Genomic DNA, 11,307 nt, shown 5'->3' on the forward strand with positions numbered 1-11,307 from the left:
ACCCGGTGCACCCGCGTAGGTGAAGAAGTCGAACGTCATGTCAGACGGATAGGCGCTGGGCCACACCGGCAGCATGTCGTCCATACGGACGCGAGGGCCACCAACAACGGTGAAGTTCTCACCGATGGGGAAGCTGTAGTACAGACGGGCGATCTTGACGGTGTTGTTGGAGTCGAAGCCGTACTCCTGAGCAAACAGACCGTTGCCGCCATAGACGTTGTCCATGTTGCCCGAGCGCAGTCGGGTGTACAGGGTGTCCTTGCCGGTGAAGCTGGTCACCAGATTCAGCGCCAGGTTGTAGCTGAAGGAGGTGCCGCCGTTCAGGGCTTCAAACGCATCGCTGCCTTTGCCGTGGGCCTTGACAGCACCGAAGGCCCACTGGGTCACACCCTTGAGCTTGGTGGTGGTGGAGAACTGGCTGGCTTCCAGTTCGCCAACGCGGGCTTCCAGACCGTCCACGCGGCCGCGCAGCACAGCCAGTTCGGTTTCGAATTCCTTGATCAGGCGACGCAGCTCGTCGGTGATCTCAGTGATGCGGTCGAGGCAGGCGTTCAGCAGTGCTGCAGCCTCGTAACGGGTCATCGCCCGGTTACCGCGGAAGGTGCCGTTGGGATAACCAGCGACGCAGCCGTACTGCTCAACCAGGTTGCTCAGAGCCTGATAAGCCCAGTCGGTTGGGTAAACGTCGGAGAACTGGGTCACGCTGGTGACCTGCTCTTCAGCGGCGTAGTCAGAGACGCCGGCAATGTTCAGATCGGCGGCCTGTGCCACGGGAGCCAGCAGGCCCAGGGCAGCAGGAGCCACCAGCAGTTGCTGGAAAAGCTTCATGGGGTTCCTCACACAGAAAGGGCGCAACAGCGCCACTCAACAATTTTCCGCTTGCGGAATACAAACGTCGGTATCGAATGCAACCAAATCCGAATCTTTGGTTGAAATCACCATTCTGCGACCGAATGTCCTGAACAAACGATGCCCCCGTCCGGAAAACCGGACGGGGGCTCTCGCCGGGTCCGCATACGCCGCGGAACCGGATGATCAGTCAGAAGGCGCCGTTCAGCCGGCGTTCTCCGCGATCAGCAGACCCTGCATACAACAACTGGATGACATGGACACCTCCTCCTGAAGGATCATGAATGCCGGCGACGCCTTCGGAATCACAGCATCCTTCCGAAGAAGAACGATGTGTCTCCACGCCACTGCATCCTGTACATCAAAACCATACTCAGTTTCCGATGCGATTTGGGGCAGCGAACCGGTCTGGCTCCACCACAGCCCCCTGGATCGCCTTAGCGGGGATGGGCGTCATCGCCGCCCTCTTGGCACTGATCGGCCTCGGTGACCTACCCCTGCGCGACTTTGACGAAGCCACCGTGGCCAGGGTGGCCTTCGAGCTGCGTCACGAACTCGGAGAAGCACCGTTGCTTCCCACCCTCTGGGGCTCTCCCTATCTCAACAAAGCTCCTGGATTGCATGGCCTGATCGCCGGTCTGATCCGAGTCACAACCCCTGCCGATGAGCTCCCAGCGGAGTGGGTGGTCCGACTGGTGCCGGCTGGGTTGTCCTGCCTTGTCGTGCCCATCGGTGGCTGGCTGCAATGGAGGCTCCGCCCCGGAGACCGGGCCAGTGCAGTGGCCACCAGCGTCATCCTGCTCTCGCTGCTCCCGGTGGCTCGGCACGGCCGCTTGGCCATGCTGGATGGCACCCAGCTCACGGCCATGGCACTGCTGTGGCTGGCCGTACTCGAACTACACAGCAGCCAACGCAGCGGTTATTGGGGCCTGACTGCCGGACTCATGGCAAGCACGATGCTGCTGCTGAAAGCTCCATTGCTTGTGCCCTGTGGAATGGCCGCCGGCATCGCCGTGGTCTGGGGCCAAGAATGGAAAACCTGGAAGCTCGCGTCGGCCGGGGCCGGCCTGGTGATAGGGCTCCTGCCTGGGATGGGCTGGCATCTGTGGCATGCCCACATCCGCGGGGCTCAGGCTTTCTGGCTTTGGGGTGGTGATGGCGCAGGCCGCGTTCTGCTCGATGCCGGGGAAGGCAGTGACCTGGGCTGGCGTGTCCCTGTGATCGAAATGCTGGAAGGAGGCTGGCCTTGGCTGCCGTTGTTCCCCATCGCCCTGCTTTGGGCCTGGCGATCGCGACGGAGCCGTTGGGGCCGCTGGTCGGTCGCCACGCTGGTCACCTTGGCCGGAGCCATCCTTCCCCTACGCACGCAATTGCCCTGGTACAGCCACCCGCTTTGGCTGCCTGTCGCCCTGCTCTGCGCACCACTGCTGGTCTGGCTGGTGGAGCGACCGAGGTCTTCAGATGCTGGAGCAACACCGCCCTGTCGCTGGCTGCTGCTCAGACTTCCTCTGTTCTGGGCCAGTCTTGGACTCCTGCTGCTGGTGGGCTTCGGCAGCAGCTTCAGCTCGCTCGCCAGCGACCTTGTCCCATACCGGAACCTCGCCCTTGTTCTGGGTCTGGGCTGGTGCGCGGGGGGTTTGTGGCTGCGCTCCAGCACACCGAAGCACCGCCGGATCGGTGTGATCAGCCTCGTCAGCGGAACGGTCGCGGCCTTGGCCCTGCTGTTCCACTCACCACTCTGGTTATGGGAACTCAATGAATCGTGGGCCGTCAAACCCGTGGCGGCGTTGGCCAGCGCAGCCTCTGGAGAGCCACTGCTACTCAAGGGTTATGACGAGCGACCCAGCCTGAATTGGTACGCCCAGCGACGCATTCAACGTTTTGAGGGGGACGCAGGGTGGCGCCTGAGCGACAAGCCACAGGAGGGCTGCCTCGTCCGCGGTCGCGCTGGGCGGTGGACCCTGGCGGACTGTCGGTAGCCTGAGCCCGATTGCAGAACACTGTGTCGTCCACCGCCGGTCCTGGAAGCGAGGCGACCAATCGCGGCCTGTCGATCGTGCTGCCCACCTTCAACGAAGGCGGTTCGATCCAGCGCGTGATCGACGAGCTGCTGCAGCTCGAGATGGGAGATCCCATCGAAATCCTTGTCGTGGATGACGATTCACGGGACGGGACAGCGGATCTGGTGCGACATCTGGCCCGCCAGGATGCGCGCGTTCGGATCATCCAACGGGTGGGGCGTTCCGGCCTGGCCAGTGCCATCAAAGAAGGTCTCATGGCCGCTCTGCATCCTGTGGCCGTGGTGATGGACAGCGATGGCCAGCACCAACCCTCCTCCGTGCGCGATGCGGTCCAGGCCCTCAACAGCAAAAAACTGGATGTGGTCGCCGGCAGCCGCTTCCTGGATCACTCCGAAATCCGCGGGCTGAGCCATCGCCGCACCGATGGATCCACCATCGCCAACCGCCTGGCCCGATGGAGTCTGCCTTCCAGCTACAGGCATCTCACCGATTGCATGAGCGGATTCATCGTGCTGCAGCTCGACCGCTGCCTCCCCCTGATCCGCCAGGTGGACGTCAACGGCTTCAAGTTCTTCTACGAGTTGTTAGCCATCAGCCGCGGCCGCTTGCAGGTGGGTGAAATCCCACTGAGCTTCCAACCACGCCTGCACGGCGCATCGAAACTCGACCTCGCGATCCTTTGGGACTTCGTGGTCTCCCTGCTGCACACGGCGACCCTGCGACTGCTGCCCCGGCGTGCAATCAGTTTCGGGCTCGTGGGCGCCTCCGGCGTCGTGGTTCAACTGATCACCACAGCGCTGCTGATGGGGCTCATCGGGCTGCCGTTCCAACACGCTTTACCGATCGCCGTGATCACAGCGGCCAGCTCGAACTATCTGGTCAACAACGCCCTCACCTTTCGCGACCGACGCCAGAGCGGACGCCAGCTGCTGCGTGGACTTCTGAAATTCCTGCTGGTGGCGTCACTCCCAGCCCTGGCCAATGTGGGACTGGCCACCAGTTTTTACACCTTGGTTCAGGCCCATGCCCTGTGGGCCCAACTGGCGGGCATCGTGGTCGTCTACGTCTGGAACTATGCGGCCTCATCCCGCTTTGTCTGGAACACCCCCTAAAGGGATCTGGTGGCCGATTGGCCTTGGCACCCTGCTGCGGCTGTTTCAAATCTGGATGCCGGTGCTGGGCGTGCACAGCTGGCGGCAGGCGGACACCGCTGCCATGGCGCGGCACTTCAGCCAGAACAACACGCCCATTTGGCTGCCGCAAATCGACTGGGGCGGCGCATCCGCCGGGTTCGTGGAGTCGGAATTTCCCATCTACCCGTTTCTGGTGAGTCGGATGTACGCCCTGACCGGCGTGCAGGAATGGCTGGGGCGGGGACTCTCGGTGCTCTGCAGCGGCCTCACCATCTGGCTGGTGATTCGCTTGGGCCGGCGTTGGTTCAACCCCAACGCCGGGTGGTGGGCCGGCTTGGCCTTTGCGGTGGCACCACTCGGGGTGTACTTCGGGCGCACATTCCAAGCGGAAGCCCTCTTGCTGCTCTGTGCGGCAGCTGCCCTTGAAAGCCTGAGTCTGTGGCGTGAACGGCGGTCTCGATGGGCACTGGCACTGAGCTGGATCGGCCTGACCACTGCAGGATTGATCAAGGTGATCCCCCTGCTCTGGCTGGGCCTTCCACTGCTGATGGTGCAGCTCACAGCTGCTCCCAGAGAACGGGCCGAACCCTGGCCAACACTGCTGAATCGATCGATTCGACTGCTCTCGAGCGCTTGGTTCTGGCTGTACATCGGCACAAGCCTGGCCACCGTGGCCGCCTGGTACTGGCATGCCCACAACCTGGGACAAAGCAGTGGCCTGAGCTTCGGTTTCTGGGGGGCCGGGGCCGATCGCAGCAGTGCGAGTCTCCTGCTCGATGCCAACAGCTGGATCAATCTGCTGCTGCGCGTCGTGGTCCGGCTGCTGGCCGTCGTAGGAGCGCCATTTCTGCTGCTCGGCCTTCACAAGAGCTGGCGCACGGGCGGAGGACAGATCGCCATCAGCGGAATGGTGGGGCTGCTGCTCTGCACGATCGCCACCATGCGCTCCAGCACGATTCATGAGTACTACCAACTGCCGCTGCTGCTGTTCAGCTCTCCACTGATCGGACTGGGATGGCAGTGCTGGCAGCCAACCCGACCCCGCTGGCAACCCCGCCTGGTGCTCAGCCTGGGGCTTGCCATCAGCATCACCGTGCTGTCGGTCGATTACTGGGCCGTCGAGCAGCGTCAAAGTCGGGCTTGGATGCCACTCGCACGAACCATCCGAAACGAACTTCCAGAGACGGCGCGGATCGTGAGTGTGACCAGCACGGATCCAACCCTGCTCAATCTGGCCCGTCGACAGGGTTGGCTGATCTCCAGCAAGCAGCTCACACCCGAGCGACTTCAACGCTGGCAAGCCGCGGGGGCCACCCATCTGGCGGGCAGCTTCGTGTGGGACAAGACCTACCGGCCGATGCCGGATCAGCGCGAACAGCGGCTGCGAACGCTGGCGGGATCAAGCCCCAACGCCTGGATCGATCAGCGCCGTCAGGCCTACCTCATCCCCATCGATGACCTGCACCCCCAGCACTGAACGCACTCCCCTGCCACGGGGACGTCCTCCATCGCTGCTGTTGGCGTTGGCAGCAGGATTCAGCCTGGTGCTCTGGGGCTGCTCCGCCATTCGACATGGCCTGCTGCAAAGCAATGCCTACGACCTCGGCTTGTTCGACCAATGGAGCTGGCTGATCGGATCCGGAGCGGCACCGGTGTCCTCGATGGAGCAGGTGCATGTTCTGGCCGACCACGGTGCCTGGATGCTCTATCTGGCCGGTGGCGCCTATCGCATCGTGCCAAGCGTCCACTGGCTGTTCGCCAGTCAGGCCCTGGCCCTCAGTTTCACCGCCATCCCCCTCTGGCTGCTGGCCCAGCAAGCTGGATTGAACCGGAGGCGGTGCTGGCTGGTCTGCGCTCTCTGGTGGCTGCAGCCGGTGGTGTTCAACGCAGCATTGTTCGATTTCCATCCGGAAACCTGGGTGATGCCGGCCTTCGCTCTGGCGATTTGGGCCGAGCGCAGCAACCGGCCCCGACTCTGGTTGGGCCTGCTGCTGTTGATGCTCGGCTGCCGTGATGGTCTGTTGCTGATCACGGCTGGCATGGCCATCGATCAGGCCTTGCGAGGGCGCTGGCGTTGGAGCCTTATTTCAGCAGGGCTCAGCGTGGGATGGCTGCTGATGCTCAGCCGCTGGCTGTACCCCCTGCTTCGGAACGGGGACGGGCCGAAGGCCGCCTCACGGATGTTCAGCCATCTGAGTGGCCCCCCCGTCACCGTGCTGAGCGGCCTCGACTGGGGCGGCGGGGCTGAATATCTGCTGCTGCTCTGCCTGCCCTGCCTCTTGCTGTGGCGTCGGGCCTCGTTGGGCACCCTGCTCATCGGCCTTCCCCTGCTGCTGGTGAATCTGCTGTCCGCCTCCGCCAGTTACCGCACGCTGGTGCACCACTACAGCCTTCCACTCGCGGTGGTCGCCGTCGTGGCATCCGTGGATGGCCTACGCCAGCAGCCACAAACAACCCGGCGGGGAGTGCCCTGGAGCCTGTGCTGGGCCGTGGCCTGCTGGCTGACGCTGGCCAAGCCGTGGTTTTTCACCGGGCCCTACCTGCAACGGCTGCCCCAACGCGCTGACGTTCAAAACGCCATGAAAGAAGTGCGGCCGACGGATGCCGTGCTCACCACCAGCTATCTCGTTCCACAACTGAGCCAACGCACCACGATTGGATTCCCGAAGAAGGGGTGGAACGTGACCCTTGAGGCCACGCCCTGGAGCGTGCTGCTGCTGAATCCGAGCGACCCGGGCTGGGGGTCCAGCCCAAAGGTGCAGCGACAGCTGCTCAATCAAGCCAAGAACAAAAGCTGGGACTGTCAGCCATGGCCATCGGGCCTGGAGTTGTGTCGGCGTCCTGGCGCTGCAACACAACCGCACCGCCCTGACAGTGGACCAAGCGATAACGACCGGACTCCTTGAGCTCAGCCAGTTCCGAACGGATCGACCGCTGTTGCTTGCGTTCACGTTTAAAAACCGGCGCCAGCGGTGTGTAGTAACCGGGAAAAGCCACCACCCAGTCCACCTCTTGCACGACCCCCTGACGGTCGCGGTACTGAACATGCTTGGGGAAGCGAATGATCGCCTCCCGCTGAGCCAGTAAAGGCAGGAGTGGCGTATCAGCGGCGACGCTGGCATCGGGAGGAATCAGAGCGACGGCCTGTCGTGCCGCCTGGCGTCGCGCCAGCATCTGCTGTGGCGGCACATGAATCCAGGGCGCAAAGCTGTCTGGGATCACGGCGGACAAGCTGCGATGGGGATTACCAAGCAACGTGAGCACAAGGCCGAGCGACAGAGCCGCCGTCCAGCAACGCCGGACCCAGACCTTGGACCACCCTTCGGGGTTCCGTTGCCACCACAACACCGCACCGAGATACAACCCAGGCACCAAAGCCAGCACATAACGCAACGTCACCGACAGGGCCGAGCGACCTTGAGACAACAGCGCAATCAACAACGGCGCCAACATCAGTAGAAGAGCATCCACCGATCGGAGCGGCACAAACAGGAGGGGCAAGCTCAACGCGAGCACAAACCCGAGCGTCCCCCCCGGTGGCGAGACCAAGGCCTGAAGCAGTGCCAACGGCCGTTGCAGCATCGCCAGCAGAACCGCTGCCGTGCCCCCGGAGGGATCCTCCACCAGATGGCCGAACTTCTCTTGAAGGAAGCGATCCGCCAGGGAGGAATCCACCATCGGCTGGATCCACCCAGTCACCAACAGGACCCAAACGAACGAGACCAGCATCAACACCATGCCGATGATGCGCATGCGGGGCTGCCGTACCGCCGCCCAGAGGCCAAGGGAAAACAGCAGCAGACCACTGTCTTCACGCACGGCGAGCAACAGCGCACCAAACAGCAACACCTGCCAGCGGCAGCCGTTGAAGAGCCCACCCACCACAAGGAATGCCAACAAGGGCAACCAAACCAGGTCATGGAAGTTCTCAAGCGCTGGACCAATCACCGCACCGCTGAGGAAATAGGCGAGCGTGATCCGTTCAGCCAAAGGACGCGGAAGCCGGGCATCGGCCAACCGCCACAACACCAAACCAGCGGCAGCCAGCAGGCTGACCTGAATCAACGGCAAAGCCCAGATCCCCAATAGCGCCACCAACGGTGCAAGACACAGCGTCAGCCAATTGGCGTGCTGCCCCAGATGCAGATAAGCAATCGAAGGCAGACCCCCATCCACCGCAACGGCCCCGGACAGGACCGACGACAGACTGCTTTCAAAGGGGCGGCCCTGGGCTGTGGACCAAAGCTCCTGAAGAAACAAGGCCTGGTCATAGGTGGCGCTCAGACTTTCCAGGCGCCAGACCTGAATCGCCAGACCGATCAAGGCAAACGAGCCGGCCATCGCCAACACCGACCGGGGCCAACGCGTTGCGGTCTGCTCGTCGGTGCCGATGGTGTGTTGCATGCAGCCCTGCTGCAGGGACATCGCAGATTACGGAGCGTGCTGCACGGGCCCCAGCAGAACGCGTGTGCGCAACAGGCCGAGTAACAGTGCCCCGTACAACAGCAATTCCCCCCACTCCTGGTCTCGGTTGAGGATCACATCGGACAAGCTCCGCGTGGCAATGCTGAAGGCCAGAACGGCGACAGCGAGAAACAGTGGCCAGCCGTAAGCCGCTGGGCTGAGGGCGTTCAGCACCCGTGCCATCGGCTCCGAGCAACGTTGGCCCAGCTGCCGCAGCAGACGAGGTGCCAGCACGACAACCACCAGGATCAACACCGTCACCAGGAAGTAGCCGCTGTCCAGACGCTCTTGAAACCAGTCGATGTTGTGCAGCGTTGTCTCGTTCTGGGCATTGATCTCTCGAAGCGTCTCCGGTGTGCGCCAGCCGAAAATCACCTGCCCCCAGGCCAGCTCCTCCAGCAACACCAAAGCCAGCAGAAGCGAACAACCACGGGCGACAAAACCCGGCACACGCTCAACCAAGCGTCGATCCAAGTCACCCCCGATCAACCAAGCCGCCCGCACGGAGGCTCCAAGGATCAACACCTGCGTCCACTCCACCAGGCCTCCCTCTCCGAAGACCAAGCGTTTGTAGGCATCCACATCGGCACTGCCCAGCTTCAACCCCGCCACCAGAAGGAATCCCCCGAACAGAAGACACCAGACCGCTCGAACGCGGCGGCGATGGGGCGCTTCCCCCTCAGCTGAGAGCAGCGGCGGCAATCCTGAGGCGGATCGGCTCCAAACGGCCAGTGCCACACACACCGGAGCCAACACAGCCCAACCGCCATCTGGGGCCGCCCCTCCAAGTGCCGCGATCACCAACTGCACGACAACCGTCAGCAACGTCGCCGCCGACAGAACAACCAATAAAGCGCTGAGGGCCTTCGCCAGTTGTTGGCCCCGTGAATAGATCGCCGACAAAAGGCATCCCCTCGCGTGAAGGGCAGGTTAATCAGAGATTTAGAACGGCTTAATCAGTACGCGCTTGGACCAAGCGGAGGACGACGCCTTGATGGATCAGCCCAGGACCCCGCCTAACAACAACGGCCTCAGGGTTCGGACGACTCCAGGATCCATTCGGATGCTGCTGAGTGGCATCACCGCTGCTCTGCTCCTGGCCCATGTGATCAGCCAGCTCGGCATCTACAGCTTCGGAGCTGACAAACATTGGTTGGATGCGTTGAACATGGACCGGGAGCTCAATCTCCCCACCTTGTTCAGCACTGGCTTGATGCTGTTGATCGCTGTGCTGCTGCACAGACTTCAAACAACCAACGGGTCAGAGTCGCCTTCCGATTGGCGACTGCTCAGCCGAATTTTCGTGTTTTTGGCGCTCGATGAGGCCCTTCAGATCCACGAAATCCTGATTTTTCCAGGTCTTCGCCACCACATTCACCCGGCACTTGCCTCGACCTGGGTGATCCCCTATGGCCTGTTGGTGCTCGTTCTGCTCTGGCGGTTCAGGACCTTCCTCCGCACCCTGCCAGCGGAGTTGGCCTCCCGGGCCCTTCAGTCAGGAGCCGTCTATGTCGGCGGGACCATCGGGATGGAAATGGTGGGAAGCTTCGCGGTGCGCTCGGAGCTCATTCGACTCCATAGCTTCTGGTACGGAGCCATCACCGGGCTTGAAGAAACCCTTGAACTGTTGGGCTTGATTCTGTTCATCCATGCCCTGATGCAGGAATTGATCAGACGCGAGGCAAGCGGTCTTCTGTACGTGATGGTGGAACCCGACGGCAGTCACAAAAAAACCGCCCTGTAAAGGGCGGTTGAAGGGCATTGAGCCATCGTGATCGCGATCAGAGGGCGTTGCCGCGGGGCAGAACCTCTTCAGGGAAGACGAAGTTTTCGTGCGGCTGGTCAGCCGGTGCCATCCAGGCACGCAGGCCTTCATTCAGAAGAATGTTCTTCGTGTAGAAGGTCTCAAATTCAGGATCCTCAGCCGCGCGGATTTCCTGTGACACGAAGTCATAGGCACGCAAGTTGAGGGCAAGGCCAATGATGCCGATGGAGCTGGTCCACAGGCCCATCACAGGCACAAACAGCATGAAGAAGTGCAGCCAACGCTTGTTGGAGAACGCAATTCCGAAGATTTGGCTCCAGAAACGGTTGGCGGTGACCATGGAATAGGTCTCTTCTTCTTGGGTGGGTTCGAACGCCTTAAAGGTGTTCGACTGTTCACCATCCTCAAAAAGAGTGTTTTCCACGGTTGCGCCGTGAATAGCGCAAAGCAGTGCACCGCCAAGAATGCCGGCCACTCCCATCATGTGGAAAGGATTCAGGGTCCAGTTATGGAAGCCCTGGAGGAACAACAGGAAGCGGAAAATTGCAGCCACACCAAAGGAGGGTGCAAAGAACCAGCTGCTCTGTCCCAAGGGGTACATCAGGAAGACACTGACAAACACCGCAATCGGACCAGAGAAGGCGATGGCGTTGTAAGGACGAATGCCGACCAAACGAGCAATTTCGAACTGACGCAGCATGAAGCCGATCAGTGCAAAGGCGCCGTGGAGTGCGACGAAAGCCCAGAGGCCTCCGAGCTGACACCAGCGGACAAAGTCACCCTGGGCTTCTGGGCCCCAGAGCAAGAGAAGGCTGTGACCCATCGCATCAGCGGGGGTGGACACAGCAGCGGTGAGAAAGTTGCAACCCTCGAGGTACGACGACGCAATGCCGTGGGTGTACCAGGAAGTTACAAAGGTGGTTCCCGTTAACCAGCCACCAATGGAGAGGTAGGCCGTGGGAAGAAGGAGAATGCCGGACCAGCCGACAAACACAAATCGGTCGCGTTTGAGCCAGTCATCGAGGACGTCGAACCATCCCCGCTGCGGCATGCGACCTGCAGCGATCGTCATGAG

General features: G+C 61.9%; 8 protein-coding genes and 1 pseudogene. 5 read left to right on the forward strand and 4 right to left on the reverse strand.

Features of this window, described 5'->3' with window-relative positions; genetic code table 11:
- Window positions 1–828 (reverse strand): iron uptake porin (locus tag ACGVKB_RS00320; RefSeq protein ID WP_392349273.1); only part of this gene is annotated, 828 nt, incomplete at its 3' end.
- A gap of 404 nt (window positions 829–1,232) precedes the next feature.
- Here ACGVKB_RS00320 and ACGVKB_RS00325 point away from each other — a divergent pair.
- From ACGVKB_RS00325 to ACGVKB_RS00340, 4 genes are read left to right on the forward strand one after another with little or no spacing between them, the layout of a single operon-like run.
- Entirely contained in the window at window positions 1,233–2,828 is a 1,596-nt protein-coding gene (locus tag ACGVKB_RS00325; protein ID WP_392349274.1) for an ArnT family glycosyltransferase, read from the forward strand.
- Window positions 2,829–2,839: 11 nt separating this feature from the next.
- Window positions 2,840–3,982: a glycosyltransferase gene (locus ACGVKB_RS00330; protein ID WP_392349275.1), complete on the forward strand. Its 1,143-nt coding sequence runs from the start codon at window positions 2,840–2,842 to the stop codon at window positions 3,980–3,982.
- Window positions 3,945–5,480 carry an ArnT family glycosyltransferase gene (locus ACGVKB_RS00335; RefSeq protein ID WP_392349276.1) on the forward strand — a complete coding sequence of 512 codons (1,536 nt, stop codon included), beginning with the start codon at window positions 3,945–3,947 and terminating at the stop codon, window positions 5,478–5,480. The genes ACGVKB_RS00330 and ACGVKB_RS00335 overlap by 38 nt, the downstream gene beginning before the upstream one ends.
- Window positions 5,458–6,909, forward strand: coding sequence for a DUF2079 domain-containing protein (locus ACGVKB_RS00340; protein ID WP_392349277.1), 1,452 nt, complete (start codon window positions 5,458–5,460; stop codon window positions 6,907–6,909). Before ACGVKB_RS00335 ends, ACGVKB_RS00340 begins: the two co-directional genes overlap by 23 nt.
- A 7-nt stretch (window positions 6,910–6,916) precedes the next feature.
- Here ACGVKB_RS00340 and ACGVKB_RS00345 read toward each other — a convergent pair.
- Window positions 6,917–8,428, reverse strand: a pseudogene (locus tag ACGVKB_RS00345) (DUF2079 domain-containing protein); the annotation flags it as partial.
- Between the two features lie 6 nt (window positions 8,429–8,434).
- Window positions 8,435–9,370 (reverse strand): pectate lyase, encoded by a 936-nt coding sequence (locus ACGVKB_RS00350; protein ID WP_392349278.1) that lies wholly within the window; start codon window positions 9,368–9,370, stop codon window positions 8,435–8,437.
- Window positions 9,371–9,434: 64 nt separating this feature from the next.
- Here ACGVKB_RS00350 and ACGVKB_RS00355 point away from each other — a divergent pair, with 64 nt between their 5' ends.
- Window positions 9,435–10,211, forward strand: coding sequence for a hypothetical protein (locus tag ACGVKB_RS00355; RefSeq protein WP_392349279.1), 777 nt, complete (start codon window positions 9,435–9,437; stop codon window positions 10,209–10,211).
- 37 nt (window positions 10,212–10,248) lie between these two features.
- On the opposite strand, the gene psbD is transcribed toward ACGVKB_RS00355, so the two are convergent.
- Entirely contained in the window at window positions 10,249–11,304 is a 1,056-nt protein-coding gene (gene psbD, locus ACGVKB_RS00360) for a photosystem II D2 protein (photosystem q(a) protein) (protein WP_006853965.1), read from the reverse strand.
- Window positions 11,305–11,307 lie beyond the last annotated feature (3 nt).

Origin of the sequence: Parasynechococcus sp. (assembly GCF_042954325.1) — a bacterium.
Lineage (GTDB): Bacteria > Cyanobacteriota > Cyanobacteriia > PCC-6307 > Cyanobiaceae > Parasynechococcus.